This window comes from Nocardiopsis sp. KDC1DS13DA1 (genome assembly GCF_055632325.1).
Genome location: NZ_JBVMUY010000017.1, coordinates 1 through 16,376 on the forward strand (window position 1 = coordinate 1; position 16,376 = coordinate 16,376).

The following is a 16,376-nucleotide window of genomic DNA, read 5'->3' on the forward strand; positions in this document are numbered from 1 at the left end:
GCTCGTTCACGGTCATCCACGGGCCCTGCTCCCCGCGCACGCGGGGATGGACCCGCCCGCTGCTCGTTCACGGTCATCCACGGGCCCTGCTCCCCGCGCACGCGGGGATGGACCCGGGGTGGCGGGGCTGGTGTGGCCTACAGGGTTCTGCTCCCCGCGCACGCGGGGATGGGGTCACCGGGTTCGAGGTCGCCACCGTGCCTGGTATGAGAAGGGAAAGGAATTGCGCCAACCACGCCAGCATGGCGCTTGATTGAGGCATGATGGGGAGCATGAGTACCGAGACGGCCGGTCGGGACGAGCTGTCCGTGACCGAGGCCCGCGATCACTTCTCCGAGCGCGTCAACCGCGCCCATTACGGCGACGAGATCACCTTCATCACGCGTGGCCGCAGCCATCGGCGGGCCGCTGCGATCGTTCCCGCTGAACTTGTCGATCACTACGAGGCCCTGTTGGACGAGCGGGATGCCCGTATCGCCTCTGAGCGCCTGGCTGATGTCGAAGCGGGTCGATCCGAGACTGTGTCCCTCGAAGACCTGGAGCGGGAGCTGGACCTGTGACCGATCAGGTCTACACGGTCCGGTTCGAGGCTCAGGCTGCCAAGGAAGTCGCCAAGCTCGACAAGCCCGTACGTAAACGGGTGCTGGACAGGGCCCGCGCTCTGAGTGAGGACCCACGTCCGCACGGGTGCGTGCAGATGACGGGTTATCAGGGCCTGTGGCGGGTTAAGGTCGGCGCTTACCGCATCCTCTACACGATCCGCGATGGGGAGCTGCTGGTGCTCGTGCTGACCGTGGCACACCGCAGCGAGTCCTACCGGAATCTGTAACCCGAACCGTTCATCACGCACGCGGGGATGGACCCCTCCAACCCTTCTCTGTCCGGCGCCAGCACGCCTGCTCCCCGCGCACGCGGGGGTGACGCGTTGAGGCTTCGTCAGCGCAGTGACATGCCCCGCTCGTCGAGCGTCTCCTTCAGAACCCGCACAGCCTTCGGGCCGACGCCGTGCAACGCCAGCAGCTCCTTCTCGCTGCGGGTGGCGACCTCCGCGAGCGTGCCCAGCCCGGCCCCGAGCAGGGCCCGGGTGGCGGGCCTGCCGATCGCCGTCGGCAGGTCGCCGTCCGCCGGTCCGGTCCCGGCGTCGGCCGCGGCCAGCCCGGCGGCCAGCCGCTCGGGGGCGCGGTGGTACCAGGCCGCGCGGACCAGGGCGTTGAGGTCCCTGCCGCCGACGTCGGCCAGCGGGACACCGAACCCGATCACCTCCTCCCCCCGAACGATCCGCTCCCCGCCGGGGTGCGCTGCCTCGGCGGCCTCGACCTCGGCGACCGGCAGGCACAGCCGGACCCGGCCGTCGCCGGTCGCGGAGACGAACCCGGTGCCGCGCACCGAGAACGCGACCGTGCCGGAGCGGGTGTCCTCCTCGACCTCCGGAAGGGCGAGGGCGGACTTACGCAGCTGGGTGAGAGTGGTCATGGGGCCGATGCTAGACACCGGCGGGGACATCCCGGCGGACGCGTGCCCGGGGCGCGCGTCAGTCCCGCAGGCGCAGGTCGCCGTCCCAGCCGTCCACGTGGACGGTGCCGTCCGGGAACTCGATCGCCAGCCCGGTGAGCCCGTGGTCCGGGTCCCAGTCCTGGTGGACGGCCCGCACCACCTCACCGACGTGGCGGGCGAACGGGGTCCCCTCGGCGGTCGGCAGCACCTCGACCCGGCCCAGGTCGCCCATGTCGTAGTCCCCGTACGGATGCTCCTCCGCCACGACCAGGCGCCAGTCCGCGGCCGTCGTCAGGTGGGCGGGCACGCCCTGTTCGCCCACCAGCCACACGTCGAGCGGGCCCTGCGGCCTCCCGTCCTCCGCCACCCACCACGCGGCGAACAGCCCGTCCAGGCGGCGGCCGACCAGGGCCGAGGGATCGAAGGCCGTCATTCGGCCGGAAGGTAGGAGCGGCGCACGGCGTTGACGCCCGCCTGGAACCGGCTCCTCGCGGACAGGCGCACCATGATCTCCGACGCGAACCGCCGGGCCGTGCGCGGCGAGACGCCCAGCCGCCGGGCGATCACCTCGTCGGTGTGCCCCTGCGCGAGCAGTCTCAGCGCCTCGCCCTGCTGCGGGGTCATCTCGTCTGCGGTCTCCTTGCTCGGCGTCGGGGCGAGTTCCCGGGCCTCCCGCCACACCGCCTCGAACAGCGTGCACAGGGCGGTCAGCACACCGGGCGCCCTGATCACCGCGGCGCCCGTGGCCGTGTCCTGGTCGTCGATCGCGACCATCGCGACGGACCGGTCGCAGATGATCATCCGGGTCGGCAGGGACGGAGCCGTGCGGACCCGGGCCCCCAGGTCCACCAGGTCCCTGGCGTGGGCGACGCTGTCCGGGTCGTTGGTGAGGCTGTCCAGGTACACGGTCCGCATCCGCACTCCGCGCTCCAGCAGCCTGCGGTTGAGCGGTTGGGAGGCCTTCATGTTCTCGGGGGTCTGGGAGCCGCCGGGGGCGAAGGTCAGGAACTCCTCACACACCTGTTCGTTGAGCAGGTGCAGGTTGTCCCGGATCTCGTCCAGCCCCCGGATGACGGACAGCTCCGCGTCCTCGGGCGCGGCGCCGAAGTTCTCGCTGAAGTCACCGACCAGCTGGGCGGCCGCCGCCCGGCTCTCCTCCAGTCGCTGCTGTCGGCGGGCCAGGTCGGCCTGCTGGTGGGCGAGGAGGATCTGCGTTCCCAGCTGCGGGTTGATCGCGTGCAGCCGACCGCCGGAGCTGGTGGAGGAACGCACCATGGCCAGTTCGCTGAGAACGTCCAGGGCCTCCCGAACCTCTTTCTCGGAAATGTCCAGGCCACCGGCGAGTTCCGACACTCCGTCCTCGGGATGGAAGAGCATACGCCGATAGACCGATTCGACCACGGGATCGACACCCAGACCATCCAACGCCGTTCTCACCCTCGTATGGGACGTCGTACGCTTTCCTCTTCCTCCGGGACCATGTACTTATACCACGGGGCTCCGGTCCTGGTGGGGTCGTCGGTGCTGCCATTCACGAAACTCCTGGCAGGGCGTCCCGGGTGCGACTGAAAAGGGTTATTACCTGCGATTCCTACGGTGGGTGACGGCTGTTGTCCGCGATCCGGAAAAATGAATGCACGGTGAATCCGCCGTCATTGACCGGCTCCTTCCGGGGAACGGCGCAGGTGACGCGTCCACGTCACCGCGACCACCCCGGCCACGACCAGCGGACCCAGGACGAGGAAGCCGGACAGGATCCACTCCCGGGAGCCGTCGGGGCCGTAGACCCGGTTGTCCGCGCCCGCGTCCACGGCCGCGATCCGGGCCCCCTCCACACAGGTCTCCCGCCCGGCGGCGTGCAGGTACACCCCGCGTGCCTCCCCGCCGCCGCTGGGCGTGAAGTGGCCGTTGCAGGTGCACGACTCGTGCCCCGGGTGCTGGATGCAGGAGAGGCTGACCGCGGTGAACGTGCCGGGGTCACCCTCCCCGCGCGCCGCCCGCAGGTTCTGGTCGAACCCGGCGAAGCCGATGTAGGCCACGGCCGAGGCCAGGAGCAGCAGGACGAGGGAGAAGGGGAGGGAGGGGGCCCTGCGGGGCCCGGGCCCGGGGACCGGCTCGACGGCGGTCCCGGGGGCGGTTCCGGTTCGGGGCTCGCTCATGGTGCTCACACCTTCTCGGGCTCGGAGGAGGAGGCGTTCTCGGTCGGGGCGCCGTCGCCCCCGCCGGGGCGGGCGAAGCCGAACACGGCCACCGCGGCGACGACGCACAGGGCGGCGGCCAGCATCCACACCGGGCCGTAGCCGCCGGTGACGTCGCGGGTGAAGCCGCCGAAGACCGCCATGGCCCCGGCCCCGACCTGGTGGACGGCGTTGACCCAGCCGAAGACGATGGCGCCGTCCGCGCCGAAGGCCCGGCGGCACAGCAGGATGGTCGGGGGCACGGTCGCGACGTCGAGCAGGCCGAACATGACGACCCAGGACACGAGCACCACCCCGGCGTCCGGCCCGAGCAGCGCGGGCAGCGCGGCCAGCAGCAGAGCCCGGCCCCCGTAGTAGCCCACCAGGAGCAGGCGCGGGTCGACCCGGTCGGTGAGCCACCCGGACAGGACCGTGCCCACCAGGGCGAACACGCCGATCATCGACACCAGGGAGGCGGCGACCGTGACGGCCATCCCCTGGTCCTGGGCGGCGGGCACGAAGTGGGTCCACATGATCCCGTTGGTGGTCGCGCCGCACACCGCGAACGCCCCCGCCAGGACCCAGAACCGACGGTTTCGCACGGAGGAGTACAGGACCCGGACCGTCCGGCGCGCCGCGCCCTGGTCCGCCTTCGGCCGCTCCACGAACTCCGGTGCCCCGTAGGGCCGCTGCCCCAGGTCGGCGGGGTGGTCGCGCAGGACCAGCGCGATGAGGACCATCATCGTGCCCGCCGTCAGGGCGAGGGTCACGATGGCCGGACGCCACCCCTGGTGGTCGACGATCCAGGCCAGGGCGGGCAGGAAGACCAGTTGGCCGAAGGCGCTGGACCCGGTGAGCGCTCCGATGACCAGTCCCCGGCGCTCCACGAACCAGTTGCCCGCGACGGTCGCGGCGAAGGTCATCGACAGCGAGCCGGTGCCCGCGCCGATGAGCAGCCCCCAGTACAGGGTCAGCTGCCACACGTCGGTCATCACCGTGGTCAGGCAGGCTCCGGTGACGATGGTGAGCATGGCCACCAGGGCGATCCGGCGGATGCCGAACCGGTCCATCAGCGCCGCCGCGAACGGGGCGATGAGGCCGTAGACGATCATGTTGACCGACGCGGCCACACCGATCGAACCGCGTGACCACTGGTACTCGGTGTGCAGGGGGTCGATGAGGATGCCGGGCATCGCGGCGAAGGCCGCCGCGGCCACGATGGTCAGGCAGGCGATGGCGGCGATCGCCCACGCGCGGTGGAACAGGACGGGTGTCGGCCTCTGCGGGGAGGCGGTGTCGTTGGGCATGTCCCCAGAGTCCTGCGGATCCCCCCACCGCTGACAGTGTCCCGAAAGCCAACATGTGAAAGAATCGGGCCATGGACTACCGTGCACCCCTCACCCTCGACGGACGGCCTCCGGCTCCGCCCTCCCGGCTCCACCGCGTGGCCGTCCTGGCCCGCCACGGTCTGCTGCCCATCGAGGTCGGCATCGTCCACCGGCTGTTCGGCCGGGCACGCGACGCGGACGACCGGCCGATCTACGAGGTCGTCACCTTCGCGCTGGAGCCCGGCGAGATCCTGACCGACACCGACGTCACCATGAACGTCGCGCACGGCCCCGAGGTGATCGGCGGGGCCGACACGGTGATCGTCCCCGCCGCCGACGAGGACTACCACGAGCGCCCGCACGACCCGCTCGACCCCGGGCTGGCCGCCGCCCTCGCCCGCGTGCGACCGGACACGCGGGTGGCCTCCATCTGCACCGGGGCGTTCGTGCTCGCCGCCGCCGGCCTGCTCGACGGCTGCCGGGTGACCACGCACTGGAAGTCCGCCGGGTACTTCCGCGCCATGTATCCGCACATCGACCTGGACCCCGACGTGCTCTACACCGACAACGGGCGCGTGCTGACCGCCGCCGGGGTCGCCTCCGGGATCGACCTGAGCCTGCACATGATCCGCACCGACCACGGCGCGGCCGTCGCCAACGAGGTGGCCCGCAACACCGTCGTCCCGCCCCACCGGGACGGCGGCCAGGCGCAGTACATCCGGCACCCGGTCCCGGCCCCGGAGCGCTCGGCGACCGCCCGGGCCCGGGCCTGGGTCCTGGACCACCTCCACCTCCAGCCGAGCCTGAGGGAGATGGCCGAACAGGAGTCGATGAGCGTGCGCACGTTCACGCGCCGCTTCCGGGAGGAGGTGGGGCAGTCACCGGGGAAGTGGGTCACGCAGCAGCGCCTGGACCGGGCCCGCCAGCTCCTGGAGGAGTCCGACCTGTCCGTGGACCGGATCGCTGACGAGGCCGGGTTCGGGACGGCCGCGTCGCTGCGCCAGCACATGCACGTCGAACTGGGCGTGTCCCCCAGCGCCTACCGGCGCACCTTCCGGGGAACGGCCTCCGCGGCCTGAGGCCCCTCCCCGCACACGCGAACGCCGGGACGGTGTCCACCACCGTCCCGGCGCCCGGCTCACCCCGGGTCCGCTCAGGGCAGGACCGGGCCGATCCGGTAGAGGGTCTCCTCGTGGTGGCCCCCGCCGAAGTCCGCGCTGGAGAAGAGCACGCTCCTGTCCACCTGGGCGTCCCACCGCTTGGCGAAGCGCTTGAGCACCATCACGATCGGGGTGTTCTCCTCCGACACGGTGGCCTCCACGTACCGGGCGCCGTCGAGGATCTGCTCCTGCACGGCGTGGTCGAAGAGCTTCACCCCGAGGAAGGGGATGCCGTGCCGGGGCCTGACGGCCTCCTGCCAGACGAAGTAGGTGTCGGGCCGGTCCGGCCGGCGGTAGCCGCTGAGGAAACCGATGACCTCGCCGTCGAGCTCGGCCACCACCGAGGTCCGCGCGAAGTCGCGGAACCAGATCATGTAGTAGTACTCGCTGTTGTTGTCGAGCTGGTCGGACTCGTCCACCAGGTGCCACACGGCGCGGGCGTCGGCGGGCTCCGGGCGGCGGAAGACGACCCGGTCGCGTGCGGCGGCGCGGGCGGGGGCGTCGATCATGACGGTCATGGGTGCTCCCTGTTCTGGGTGGGGGGTCGGTGTCGCGCCGTCGGCCGGGTCAGGAACCGGCCGCGTCGGTCAGGAGGGGGTAGGCGCCGTTCTCGTCGTGGTCCTCGCGGCCGGTGACGGGCGGGTTGAACACGCAGATGAAGCGCGAGTCCCTGGTGGGGCGCAGCGTGTGCCGCTCGTGTCCGTCGAGCAGGTACATGACGCCGGGGGTGATCCAGTGCCTCTCACCGGTCTCGTCGTTGGTGAGCTCCATCTCGCCCTCGACGCACAGGACCGCCTCGTAGTGGTTGGCGTACCAGAGGGACGTCTCGGTGCCCGCGTACACGGTGGTCTCGTGCAGGGAGAACCCGACGCCCTCCCGGGCGAGCACGATCCGCCTGCTCTCCCAGGTGCCCTTGGCTCCCTTGACGTGGCGTTCGGTGTCCTCGATCTCGGCGAAGGAACGGATCAGCATGGCGACCTCTCGGGGTTGGGGGGCGGTGGTCGGTGCGGCCTCGGCCGGAAGCCGCCGTTCGCGGGCGGGGTCAGACCGCGGCCGGCCGGGTGGACAGGACGAACGCGGTGAGGGAGTCGACCGACTCGAACGCCTCGATCTCCAGGTCCTCCGGCTCGACCTCCAAACCGATGGACTCCTCCAGGGACATGAGGACCTCCAGCATCGAGGTGGAGTCCAGGTGCAGGTCGTCGAAGAGGCGGACGCTGCCGTCCAGGTCGGCGATCTCGCGCTCCAGGGCCTCGGACAGGGCGGCTTCGAGGGCGGTGACGACGTCGTTGCGCTGCATGGGGGCTCTCCCTACGTGTGGTGACCCGGAGGGTCGGGTGCGGTCGTGTTCGGTTCTCGTGCTGTTCGGTGCTCGTGGTGCTCGTGGGACGGGGCGCTCAGGCGCGCCCCGACGCGGAGATCAGGTCGGCGAGCCTGGCCCGGTCGACCTTGCCGTTGCCGTTGGTGGGCAGGTCGTCGAGGCGGACGCAGACCCGGGGGACCTTGAACTCCTCGATCTCCCGGCGCATCCGCTCCAGGACCTCCTCCCTGGGAATGCTGGAGATGACGGCCAGCTGGGCGGGGCGCCCGCCGGCGGGGGGCAGGACGATCGCGGAGTCCACCCCCTCGACGCGGTGCGCGGCGGCCTCCACCTCGGTGGCGCTCACCCGGAAGCCGCGCTCCTTGTAGATGTCGTCCCTGCGGCCGTCGAAGTAGAGGTAGCCGTCCTCGTCCACCCACCCGTAGTCGCCGGTGCGCAGCTCGGGGAAGAGCCCGTCGCGGCGGTGGAAGCGCTCGGCGGTCAGCTCCTCGCGCCGCCAGTACCCCGCCATGACGTTGGGGCCCCGGACCACGATCTGGCCGGTCTCCCCGGCGGGCAGGCGCTCGCCGTCGGGGCCGATCACGAAGATCTCGGTCCCGTCCAGGGGCAGCCCGCACGATCCGGGCCGCTCCAGGTCCCCGTCGGGCGGCATGATGGCCGCGCGCTTGCACTCGGTGAGCCCGTACATCACCTGCACGCGCAGGCCGGGCAGGGACGCGCGCAGCGCGGCCACGGTCTTCTCCGACAGGGCCGCGCCGGTGTTGGTGAGCAGGCGCAGCGACGTGGGGCGGCGCCTGCCCCGGGCGGCCAGCCAGGCCAGCCGGTCCGACACCGCCGGGACGCCCGCCAGGACGGTGGCCGCGCTCTCGACCAGGCTGCGCAGCAGGAGCGGTCCGGCCTCGGCCGGTGAGCCGAACCGCAGCCGGGCTCCGGCGAGCATCACCAGGTAGACCTGGTAGAGGCCGTAGTCGAAGGACACCGGCAGGGGGCAGTAGACGGTGTCGTCCGCCCGGTAGCCCAGGCGACCGTGGATCGCCCGGGCGGCGAACAGGATCTGCTGGTGGGTGCTGACCACGGCCTTGGGCCGGGACGTGGTGCCCGAGGTGTAGATCATGCAGACCGGGTCGACCTCCAGTACCGGGGAGGTCTCGTCCGCGCCCTCGGGGTCCGGAGCGTCGGCGAGGGCGAGCAGGTCGCGGGTGGTGAGGAAGTCGGCTCCGGCGGCGGTGGCCTCGCCCCTGGCGTCGTCGGTGTCGCAGACCACGACCGAGGGCTCGGCGTCCTCCAGGACGTGGGTGAACGCCCCGTCCCGCACGCTCTCGTGCAGGAGGCTGAACACCCCGCCCGACCGGGAGACCGCGAAGAGCGCCGCGACGGCGGCCAGCGGGTCGCCCGTACGCACGGCCACGCGGTCGCCGCGCCGCAGGCCCCGGGCCCGCAGGTGGCGGGCGAGGCGGGAGCTGGCGGAGGCCAGTTCCCCGAAGCTCGCCGTCCGGTCACCGGTGCCCAGGGCGGGGCCGCCGGGGTCCCTCCCGGCCGCGTGGTCGAGCAGGTCGTGCAGGAGTCGGGGATCGGTGGTCACGGGGTCTCCTTCCGGGTCACGGCCTCGCGGGGGACCACGGTCGTCGCGGTGGCCGAGCACACCAGCTGCGGTTCCGGCAGGAGCCGGGCGGCGCTGGGGCGGGTCACGGGGTCGGCGCTGATCACCTTGAAGGCGCTGAGCTCGACGACCCTGCGCAGGCGGGTCCGGCGGACCAGCCGCCCGTGGACCTCCAGGTAGTCGCCGGGGGCGACGGGGGCCGTGAAGCGGACGTCGGAGTAGCCGGAGAGCAGGCCCTCGTCGCCGTCCTCGCGGACGGTGATCTCGGTGACCAGGTCGCCGAACAGGCGCAGCACCCGGGCTCCCTCCACCACACCCCCTCCGTAGTAGGCGTCGCTCTCGCTGAGCCGCACGCGCAGGGAGGCGGTCGTGGGCTGGTCCCGGTCCGTCGGCGGCGCGTCGGCGGACGCGGTCGGGTCGTCGGTGGCGGTCGGCATGCGCTGCTGTCTCCTTTTCAGGTGTGCGTGTGGTCGGTGCAGAGCGCCACGGCGACCACGACGTCGTTCTTGTGCGAGATCGACAGGCTCACGCGGGGCAGCCCCAGTGCGGCGGCGGCGCGGAGGAAGACCACGCGCGGTGCGCCCTCCCCGGTCCGTTCCACCCGGATGTCGCTCAGGGCCACGCCCTGGAACATCCCTCTGCCCAGGGCCTTGAGGACGGCCTCCTTGGCGGCGAAGCGCCCGGTGAGGAACTCCGTCCGGCGGTGCGCCCCCATCCCCTCGGCCTCCGACCGCTCCTCGGGCGCGTAGCAGAGGCGGAGGAACCAGGGGCGGCGCAGCAGGCGGTCGAGTTCGCGGCGGTCGAGGACGTCCACCCCGACGCGGAGGGCGGCCGTCGTCGCGTTCATCGGAGCCGGACCAGGCGCTGCCTGCCCAGCAGGTCCTCGGTCGTGTCCGGCACCCGGACCAGGTGGGCCCGGCCCCGGTGGACGAGGACCTCGGCCGGGTATCCGTGGCTGAGGAACAGACCGGGTGAGGCGGTGGGGCCGTAGGCGCCCGACCGGCCGATGCCGAGCAGGTCACCGGGGCGGACCTCGGGCAGGGCGGCCTTCTTGACGATCAGGTCGTTGGGGGTGCACAGCGGTCCGGTGACGGAGTACCGGTGCGTGGCGGGGGCGTCGGACGCGCCGAGGTGGCGGATCGGGAAGTCCCGTTTGACGAAGCTGCCGACGCCCACGGCCGCCATGTGGTGGTTGGTGCCGCCGTCGGCCACGGCGAAGAGCTCGCCCATGGACTCCTTGACCTCGCGGACCCGGACCACGTAGGTCCCGGCCCGGGCGGTGAGGAAGCGTCCGGACTCCATCATCAGCCGACAGCGGGGGTTGCGTTCACGGAAGCCGGCGACGACCTCGTGCATCCCCCCGCGCAGCCCGGCCATGTCCGGATCGTCCTCGCCCGCGAAGTAGGCCACGCCGAGTCCGCCCCCGAAGTCGACGGTCTCCAGGCCGATGCCCAGGTCGGCCGCCAGGGACTCGGCCAGGCCGAGGATGCGTTCGGTGTTGGCCACGACGCTGGTGTGGTCGAGGAACCGGGTACCCATGTAGGCGTGGATCCCGGTCACGCGTACCCCGCCGAGGTCGGCGAGGCGGCGTTTGGCGTCGCGGACCGCGGCCTCGTCGATGCCGAACTGCCGGGGCTTGCCGCCCATGGCCAGGCCCTGGCCCCTGGCGGTGAAGGACGGGTTCACCCGCAGCATCACGGGGAAGGGCGCCGACCCGCTCCGTCCGACCAGCGCGTCGAGCCGTTCGACCTCCTCCAGCGACTCGCACACCAGCGCCGCGATCCCGGCGTCGACGCACGCCCGCAGCTCCTCGTCGGACTTGCCGGGGCCGAGGAAGATGATGTCCGACGGTGCCACCCCGGCGCGGAGCGCGGTCACGAGCTCGGCGTGTGAGCTGACCTCCGCACCGGCGCCGAGCGCACCGAGCAGCGCGCAGACGCTGATGTTCGGGTTGGCCTTGAGCGAGTACATGATGTCGACGCCGTCGGGGAGCGCCTGTCTGAGCTGGGCGTGGGACTGTTCGAGGACGTCGGCCTCGTAGACGAAGAGCGGGGTTCCGAACTCCTCCGCCAGTGCGGCGTGGTCGGGCCCGGGGGACTCCGTGGTGTGCACCGTTGACCTTCCGTCGGGTTGGGGGGTTCGCGCGCCGCCGGCCGTGCCTACTGCCAGCCGGAGTCGTCGGACTGCCAGCCCGAGTCGTCGGCCGCGGCGGTGTGGACCGTCGGGGCCGCTTCCGGCTGGCCGGAGAAAAGGGCCGCGAAGGCCAGCGAGAGAATGGCGAGAACCGTGACGGAGAAAGCGGGGATCCTGGTGGTCATGGTGTTTCCCTTCATTTCTTCGGTGTGCCTTGCGATGTGTTCATTATGGGCACGCGATTCTGCCGAAGTGAAGGATTCGGTGCTGTCCTAAACGGTCCATGGCCCTTTTCGTCCACAGTCCGGCGGGGTCCGGGGCGTCCCCTCCGACTCAGGGCGCGATGTCGCCGATGAGTGGCACCTCGCACCTGAAGAGCTGGTATTCACCCAGTTCAGATTGGTCTTCGACGGTTCTGCGCCAGATTCGGGTCGCGGTGCGCTCGGCGTCGGCGAGGCTGCCGGAGCGTAGGAAGAGCCCGAGCGTCGGGTCCGTGTCCACCCTTCGGTGCACGCTGACGTGCTCCAGTCCGTCGCTGGATTCCGCGGCGGATTCCACCATTTCCCTGATGTTCTCGGGAAAGTGTTTGTGGTGGGGGTGGAGAAAAGTCAGGTGGACCAGGTACATGTGTGACCTCGGGTTTATCGACATCCCTGCGGGGGTGGGGGTGGCGCGGCCCCGTGCGCTGGGCGCGGGTTCCGGAGGGGGGAGGCGTCCGTCCGGGCGGACGGCGCGCCACCGGGCCGCGGCCACCAGTCTCCTGCGCGGACTCCGCCCCCGACAGTGGCCTGAGGGTCAACATGCGCAAGATTGTGGCCAGCACGGTCGGACCCGTCCGCGGGGTGCCGTTCCGGGGACGGGGCCCGCCGCCGCGCCGCCCCCGGATGGGATCAGTTCTTGAGGAACTCCAGCAGGTCCCGGTTGAACCTCTCCTTGTGCCCTGGGACGAGCGCGATGCCGTGGGACGCGCCCTCGTAGACCTTCAGGGTGGCCTTCGGGACGATCCGGGCGGTCTTGCGGCCGGTCGCGTCGATGGGCACCACCTGGTCGTCGTCGCCGTGGATCACCAGGGTCGGCACGTCGAAGCGCCGCAGGTCGTCGGTGAAGTCCGTGTAGCCGAAGGCGTCCACGCACGCGACTCCGGCCTGGACGGACTGGTGCATGGCCATGAACCAGAAGGCGTCCCTGTTGCCCTGGGTGACCTTGTTTCCCGGGCGGTTTCCGCCGAAGAACCCCTCGGCGGTGTCCTTCCAGAACTGCGAACGCTCCTTGACGATGCCCTCCTTGATCCCGCTGAGCACGGCTTCGGGCACCCCCTCGGGGTTATCCGTCGACTTGGCCATGATCGGGGGCACCGCCGACAGCAGGACGGCCTGGCGGACCCGGCCCGTGCCGTGCCGACCGATGTAGCGGGCGAGCTCCCCGCCACCCATCGAGTGGGCCACGAGGGTCGCGTCCCGCAGGTCCAGGTGGTTCATGAGGTCGTCGAGGTCGTCGGCGAAGGTGTCGAAGTCGTAGCCGTTCCAGGGCTGGTCGGAACGGCCGTGACCGCGCCGGTCGTGCGCGACGCCCCGGAAACCGTTGTCCGCCACCCACTTCATCTGGTCGTCCCAGGCGTCGGCGTTGAGCGGCCATCCATGGATGAACACGACCGGGCGTCCGTCCCCCCAGTCCTTGTAGTGGATGTCTACGTTGTCACGCGTGGTCATCGACGGCATGCGCACTTCCTCGACAGGTGTGTGGTTGACAGCGGACGGCGTCCGCGCCGCGCGTGGCGGCGGAGACGGTCATCAGCACAGCACGATGAGTGAGGAACCGCTGCCCCGGGCGTTCAATGTCGCGTAAATCCTTCTTCGGCCCCGCCGTCGGGACGAGCGCGCCCTGCCGGCTTCGGACGACGGGCGTACGCTGGGAGGGTGCGCACCGAGCCGGTGACGGTCTTCCTCTGCGGCGACGTGATGCTCGGGCGCGGCGTGGACCAGATCCTGCCGCACCCCGGTGATCCGGTCCTGGAGGAGTACTACGTCCGGGACGCGCGCGGCTACGTCGAACTGGCCGAGCGGGCCAACGGGCCGATCCCGCGCCCCGTGGACTTCGCCTGGCCGTGGGGCGACGCGCTCGACGTCCTGGACGCCGCCGCCCCGGACGTGCGGATGCTGAACCTGGAGACCAGCGTGACCCGGGACGGGGCGTTCGTACCCGGCAAGGGCATCCACTACCGCATGCACCCCGGCAACCTCCCGTGTCTGGCGGCGGTGCGCCCGGACGTGTGCTCCCTCGCCAACAACCACGTACTGGACTTCGGCCCGCGCGGTCTGGAGGACACGCTCGACTCCCTGGCCGCCGCGGGACTGCGCTCGGCGGGGGCGGGACGCGGTGCGGCGGCGGCCCGCGCACCGGTGGCGGTGGACCTGGACGGGGGCGGGCGGGTCCTGGTCACCGCGTTCGGGACCACGTCGACCGGCATCCCGCCCGCCTGGTCGGCGCGTGAGGGCCGTCCCGGCGTCCACCTCGTGTCCGAGGACGCGGAACTGGGCGCCCCCGCGATCGTCGAGCGGGTACGGCGGGAGCGCGGCCCGCGCGACGTGGTGGTCGCCTCGGTGCACTGGGGCACCAACTGGGGCTACGACGTCACGGAGCAGGCGGACCTGGCCCACGCGCTGGTCGACGGCGGCGTGGACGTGGTGCACGGCCACTCCTCGCACCACCCCCGGCCGATCGAGGTCTACCGCGACCGGTTGGTGCTCTACGGCTGCGGCGACTTCGTCAACGACTACGAGGGCATCCAGGGTTACGAGCGCTACCGGGACGACCTGCGGCTGATGTACCTGGTGTCCGTCGACCCGGGCAGCGGGCGACTGCTCTCCCTGCGGATGGTGCCGCTGCGGTCGCGGCGGATGCGCCTGGAACCGGCCTCCCGCCAGGACGCGTGGTGGCTCCAGGAGACCCTCGACGACGTCTCCCGCGACCTCGGGTCCCGGGTCGTCCCTGAAGGCGACGGATTCGCCCTTCGGTGGGCCTGACCCGTCACACGCCGGTGGACGAGCCGCACCCGCCGCGGTTCACACTGCCCTTGCGGGCACGCGGTCCCGCCACAGCACGGTGGCGGCTCCCGCCGAGCCGAGCGCCAGCAGCGCGAACACTCCGAGGGTGAGCGGCTGGCCCGCGTGCGCCCCCAGCCACCCGGCCAGGGGGTAGGTGAGCAGGAAGCAGGCGTGGGACAGCGCGAACTGGGCGGCGAACAGTGCCGGGAGGGGGTGGTGGCCGCCGGATCGGCGCAGCAGGCGACCGGTGGGGGTGAGGACGAGCGATGTGCCCGCGCCGAGGAGGAGCCAGCACGCGAGCAGCCCCAGCCACGCCGCGGTCCCGGTCGACGCGGACAGGGTGAGGGCGGCGCCCGCCAGCCCGAGGGCGAGGACGAACCCGGCGGGCAGCATCACCGTGCGGTCACCGGTCCTCTCCAGGACGCGGGGCAGCAGCAGGGCCACCGCCATCGACCCGGCGCCGAACGCACCCAGCGCCAGCGCCACCGCCGACTGCTCCCGGCCCAGGCCGCCCCGCACGATGACCACCGTGTTGACGAGGACGACGGCGGTCGCGGACGCCACGGCCAGGTTCATGGCGAGCAGGGCGCGCAGCCGGGGGACGCGCAGGAACGGGCCCACGCCCAGCAGCGACCCGGTCGGGGCGGACGCGCCGTCGGTGCGCGTACCGGGCAGGGGCGCCGCCAGGACCAGCACGGACGCGGCGAGGAACCCGGCCGCGGTGCCCAGGAACAGGGTGCCGTACCCCACCACGGTGAGCAGGGCCGCCGCGATGAGCGGACTGGCGAGGCTCTCCAGGTCGTAGGCGAGCCGGGACAGGGAGAGGGCCCGGGTGTAGTCGCGCTCGTCGGGCAGGACGTCGGGGACCGTGGCCTGGAAGACGGGGGTGAACGCCGCCGAGGCCGTCTGGAGCAGCAGGATCAGCAGGTAGATCTGCCACACCTGGTCGACCAGGGGGAGTCCCAGGGCGCAGACCCCGCGCAGGGCGCTGGCGGCCGCCAGGAAGGCGCGGCGGGGGAGCCGCGCGGCCACCGCTCCGACCAGTGGCGACACGCTGACGTAGGCCACCATCTTGATGGTCAGGGCGGTGCCCAGCACGGTTCCGGCGTCGGCGCCCGCGAGGTCGTAGGCGAGCAGACCGAGGGCGACGGTCGCCAGGCCGGTGCCGAGCAGGGCGAGCACCTGGGCGGTGAACAGGCGGCGGTAGGTCGGATGGGCGAGGACGCGGAGCATGGGCGGGGCTCCCGGGGGTCGGCGGCAGTCCAGAAAAGTATATGTGCGCACTTGCGCACATGTCACCCCCTGGGTTTCCGTCCGGCATCCGGGGGTCCGGCGGTGCCCCGTCGACGGTGTGGGGCGGATTCGGCGGGCGCCGTTCGCCGTGCGGGGAGTACGTGTGCGCGGAACACGCCTAGACTGCGCGCATGTCCGATCACGAGCCGCCCTCCGCCCCGAGCCTGTTCCACGCGGAACCCCCGGGCCCCGAGCGGCTCACCGTGGCCGCCGACGTCTTTCGCATGCTCTCCGACCCCACGCGCCTGTGTCTGCTCTGGACGCTGGCCCAGGGCGAGGCCGACGTCGGACGGCTCACCGAGGCGAGCGGAGCCTCGCGGACGGCCGTGTCACAGCACCTGGCCAAGCTCCGCCTCGCGGGCCTGGTGGAGGCGCGTCGCGAGGCCCGGCACGCGATCTACCGCATGCGCGACGGCCACCTGCGCCGACTCGTCCTGGAGGCGCTCAACCACGCCGACCACGTGGTCACCGGCGAGCCGCCGCACGAGTGACCCAGGGCCCGACCACCCCCGGTACGGCGGGACGGGGCCGTGCGGTCGCGGGCACCGCTGGCGCCGCCTCAGGTCGCACTCGTGCGACAGGCGCGTGACCAGGGTGACCAGGACGATGACCAGGCCGGTGAGGAAGCCGCCCATGGGGATGAGGATGCCCGGGACGATCCCCGGGTCGAGCCGGGCGTCCGCGCTCCGGACCACGTCGACGCTGCCCACGGCGGAGGCGGTGTCCGCCCCGCCTCCGCACGCGAGCGTGTACCCGTCGGCGTCCCACGGGCTGGCGTGCGGCCCCGGCCTCCCGACCCCTCGCCCGGCTGTCCGGCCGCTCCCGG

At 72.1% G+C, this 16,376-nt stretch carries 21 protein-coding genes; 5 read left to right on the plus strand and 16 right to left on the minus strand.

The genetic code is table 11. The annotated features are described in order from the left end of the window. Positions 1-272: 272 nt before the first annotated feature. On the plus strand, positions 273-560 hold the full coding sequence (locus ACTVAJ_RS11865; RefSeq protein ID WP_470388176.1) for an antitoxin of toxin-antitoxin stability system: 288 nt from the start codon (positions 273-275) through the stop codon (positions 558-560). Next, positions 557-829: a type II toxin-antitoxin system RelE family toxin gene (locus tag ACTVAJ_RS11870; protein ID WP_470388177.1), complete on the plus strand. Its 273-nt coding sequence runs from the start codon at positions 557-559 to the stop codon at positions 827-829. Before ACTVAJ_RS11865 ends, ACTVAJ_RS11870 begins: the two co-directional genes overlap by 4 nt. A gap of 107 nt (positions 830-936) precedes the next feature. Here the strand turns inward: ACTVAJ_RS11870 and ACTVAJ_RS11875 are convergent, their stop codons facing one another. The 5 genes from ACTVAJ_RS11875 to ACTVAJ_RS11895 form a co-directional block, all read right to left on the minus strand. After that, positions 937-1,473: a hypothetical protein gene (locus ACTVAJ_RS11875; protein ID WP_470388178.1), complete on the minus strand. Its 537-nt coding sequence runs from the start codon at positions 1,471-1,473 to the stop codon at positions 937-939. A gap of 58 nt (positions 1,474-1,531) precedes the next feature. Then, positions 1,532-1,927 carry a hypothetical protein gene (locus ACTVAJ_RS11880; protein ID WP_470388179.1) on the minus strand — a complete coding sequence of 132 codons (396 nt, stop codon included), beginning with the start codon at positions 1,925-1,927 and terminating at the stop codon, positions 1,532-1,534. Further along, positions 1,924-2,871 (minus strand): LuxR C-terminal-related transcriptional regulator, encoded by a 948-nt coding sequence (locus ACTVAJ_RS11885; RefSeq protein WP_470388180.1) that lies wholly within the window; start codon positions 2,869-2,871, stop codon positions 1,924-1,926. Before ACTVAJ_RS11885 ends, ACTVAJ_RS11880 begins: the two co-directional genes overlap by 4 nt. A gap of 275 nt (positions 2,872-3,146) precedes the next feature. Further along, complete coding sequence (locus tag ACTVAJ_RS11890; protein WP_470388181.1) at positions 3,147-3,653, minus strand: hypothetical protein; 507 nt, start codon at positions 3,651-3,653, stop codon at positions 3,147-3,149. Positions 3,654-3,658: 5 nt separating this feature from the next. Further along, entirely contained in the window at positions 3,659-4,978 is a 1,320-nt protein-coding gene (locus ACTVAJ_RS11895) for an MFS transporter (protein WP_470388182.1), read from the minus strand. Between the two features lie 71 nt (positions 4,979-5,049). Here ACTVAJ_RS11895 and ACTVAJ_RS11900 point away from each other — a divergent pair, with 71 nt between their 5' ends. Then, positions 5,050-6,078, plus strand: a complete 1,029-nt coding sequence (locus tag ACTVAJ_RS11900) for a GlxA family transcriptional regulator (protein WP_470388183.1) — start codon at positions 5,050-5,052, stop codon at positions 6,076-6,078. A gap of 74 nt (positions 6,079-6,152) precedes the next feature. Here the strand turns inward: ACTVAJ_RS11900 and ectA are convergent, their stop codons facing one another. From ectA to ACTVAJ_RS11950, 10 genes are all read right to left on the minus strand, one after another. Beyond that, positions 6,153-6,677, minus strand: a complete 525-nt coding sequence (gene ectA, locus ACTVAJ_RS11905; protein ID WP_470388184.1) for a diaminobutyrate acetyltransferase — start codon at positions 6,675-6,677, stop codon at positions 6,153-6,155. A 49-nt stretch (positions 6,678-6,726) separates the two neighbouring features. Beyond that, positions 6,727-7,131: an ectoine synthase gene (locus ACTVAJ_RS11910; protein ID WP_470388185.1), complete on the minus strand. Its 405-nt coding sequence runs from the start codon at positions 7,129-7,131 to the stop codon at positions 6,727-6,729. 70 nt (positions 7,132-7,201) lie between these two features. After that, on the minus strand, positions 7,202-7,459 hold the full coding sequence (locus ACTVAJ_RS11915; RefSeq protein ID WP_470388186.1) for a phosphopantetheine-binding protein: 258 nt from the start codon (positions 7,457-7,459) through the stop codon (positions 7,202-7,204). A 97-nt stretch (positions 7,460-7,556) separates the two neighbouring features. After that, entirely contained in the window at positions 7,557-9,062 is a 1,506-nt protein-coding gene (locus ACTVAJ_RS11920) for a class I adenylate-forming enzyme family protein (protein WP_470388187.1), read from the minus strand. Next, positions 9,059-9,517 (minus strand): 3-aminobutyryl-CoA ammonia lyase, encoded by a 459-nt coding sequence (locus ACTVAJ_RS11925; protein ID WP_470388188.1) that lies wholly within the window; start codon positions 9,515-9,517, stop codon positions 9,059-9,061. The genes ACTVAJ_RS11920 and ACTVAJ_RS11925 overlap by 4 nt, the downstream gene beginning before the upstream one ends. A 17-nt stretch (positions 9,518-9,534) precedes the next feature. Beyond that, positions 9,535-9,927, minus strand: coding sequence for a holo-ACP synthase (locus ACTVAJ_RS11930; RefSeq protein ID WP_470388189.1), 393 nt, complete (start codon positions 9,925-9,927; stop codon positions 9,535-9,537). After that, positions 9,924-11,192: a type III PLP-dependent enzyme domain-containing protein gene (locus ACTVAJ_RS11935; protein ID WP_470388190.1), complete on the minus strand. Its 1,269-nt coding sequence runs from the start codon at positions 11,190-11,192 to the stop codon at positions 9,924-9,926. Before ACTVAJ_RS11935 ends, ACTVAJ_RS11930 begins: the two co-directional genes overlap by 4 nt. Positions 11,193-11,239: 47 nt before the next feature. Next, on the minus strand, positions 11,240-11,398 hold the full coding sequence (locus ACTVAJ_RS11940) for a hypothetical protein (protein WP_470388191.1): 159 nt from the start codon (positions 11,396-11,398) through the stop codon (positions 11,240-11,242). A 148-nt stretch (positions 11,399-11,546) separates the two neighbouring features. Continuing rightward, positions 11,547-11,840 carry a hypothetical protein gene (locus ACTVAJ_RS11945; RefSeq protein ID WP_470388192.1) on the minus strand — a complete coding sequence of 98 codons (294 nt, stop codon included), beginning with the start codon at positions 11,838-11,840 and terminating at the stop codon, positions 11,547-11,549. 263 nt (positions 11,841-12,103) lie between these two features. Further along, positions 12,104-12,931 carry an alpha/beta fold hydrolase gene (locus ACTVAJ_RS11950; protein WP_470388193.1) on the minus strand — a complete coding sequence of 276 codons (828 nt, stop codon included), beginning with the start codon at positions 12,929-12,931 and terminating at the stop codon, positions 12,104-12,106. Between the two features lie 198 nt (positions 12,932-13,129). On the opposite strand from ACTVAJ_RS11950, the gene ACTVAJ_RS11955 reads away from it, so the two are divergent. Further along, positions 13,130-14,236, plus strand: a complete 1,107-nt coding sequence (locus tag ACTVAJ_RS11955; RefSeq protein ID WP_470388194.1) for a CapA family protein — start codon at positions 13,130-13,132, stop codon at positions 14,234-14,236. A 39-nt stretch (positions 14,237-14,275) separates the two neighbouring features. On the opposite strand, the gene ACTVAJ_RS11960 is transcribed toward ACTVAJ_RS11955, so the two are convergent. Further along, positions 14,276-15,490, minus strand: coding sequence for an MFS transporter (locus ACTVAJ_RS11960; RefSeq protein ID WP_470388195.1), 1,215 nt, complete (start codon positions 15,488-15,490; stop codon positions 14,276-14,278). 191 nt (positions 15,491-15,681) lie between these two features. Between ACTVAJ_RS11960 and ACTVAJ_RS11965 the strand changes: the two genes are divergently transcribed. Further along, positions 15,682-16,041, plus strand: coding sequence for an ArsR/SmtB family transcription factor (locus tag ACTVAJ_RS11965; protein ID WP_470388196.1), 360 nt, complete (start codon positions 15,682-15,684; stop codon positions 16,039-16,041). Positions 16,042-16,376 lie beyond the last annotated feature (335 nt).

Coding starts and splice junctions, on each gene's coding strand:
- ACTVAJ_RS11940 (WP_470388191.1), bottom strand. CDS start 11,398: ATGACCACCAGGATCCCCGCTTTCTCCGTCACGGTTCTCGCCATTCTC.
- ACTVAJ_RS11885 (WP_470388180.1), bottom strand. CDS start 2,871: ATGCTCTTCCATCCCGAGGACGGAGTGTCGGAACTCGCCGGTGGCCTG.
- ACTVAJ_RS11910 (WP_470388185.1), bottom strand. CDS start 7,131: ATGCTGATCCGTTCCTTCGCCGAGATCGAGGACACCGAACGCCACGTC.
- ACTVAJ_RS11880 (WP_470388179.1), bottom strand. CDS start 1,927: ATGACGGCCTTCGATCCCTCGGCCCTGGTCGGCCGCCGCCTGGACGGG.
- ACTVAJ_RS11865 (WP_470388176.1), top strand. CDS start 273: ATGAGTACCGAGACGGCCGGTCGGGACGAGCTGTCCGTGACCGAGGCC.
- ACTVAJ_RS11890 (WP_470388181.1), bottom strand. CDS start 3,653: ATGAGCGAGCCCCGAACCGGAACCGCCCCCGGGACCGCCGTCGAGCCG.
- ACTVAJ_RS11930 (WP_470388189.1), bottom strand. CDS start 9,927: ATGAACGCGACGACGGCCGCCCTCCGCGTCGGGGTGGACGTCCTCGAC.
- ACTVAJ_RS11875 (WP_470388178.1), bottom strand. CDS start 1,473: ATGACCACTCTCACCCAGCTGCGTAAGTCCGCCCTCGCCCTTCCGGAG.
- ACTVAJ_RS11965 (WP_470388196.1), top strand. CDS start 15,682: ATGTCCGATCACGAGCCGCCCTCCGCCCCGAGCCTGTTCCACGCGGAA.
- ACTVAJ_RS11960 (WP_470388195.1), bottom strand. CDS start 15,490: ATGCTCCGCGTCCTCGCCCATCCGACCTACCGCCGCCTGTTCACCGCC.
- ACTVAJ_RS11895 (WP_470388182.1), bottom strand. CDS start 4,978: ATGCCCAACGACACCGCCTCCCCGCAGAGGCCGACACCCGTCCTGTTC.
- ACTVAJ_RS11925 (WP_470388188.1), bottom strand. CDS start 9,517: ATGCCGACCGCCACCGACGACCCGACCGCGTCCGCCGACGCGCCGCCG.
- ACTVAJ_RS11945 (WP_470388192.1), bottom strand. CDS start 11,840: ATGTACCTGGTCCACCTGACTTTTCTCCACCCCCACCACAAACACTTT.
- ACTVAJ_RS11900 (WP_470388183.1), top strand. CDS start 5,050: ATGGACTACCGTGCACCCCTCACCCTCGACGGACGGCCTCCGGCTCCG.
- ectA (WP_470388184.1), bottom strand. CDS start 6,677: ATGACCGTCATGATCGACGCCCCCGCCCGCGCCGCCGCACGCGACCGG.
- ACTVAJ_RS11950 (WP_470388193.1), bottom strand. CDS start 12,931: ATGCCGTCGATGACCACGCGTGACAACGTAGACATCCACTACAAGGAC.
- ACTVAJ_RS11915 (WP_470388186.1), bottom strand. CDS start 7,459: ATGCAGCGCAACGACGTCGTCACCGCCCTCGAAGCCGCCCTGTCCGAG.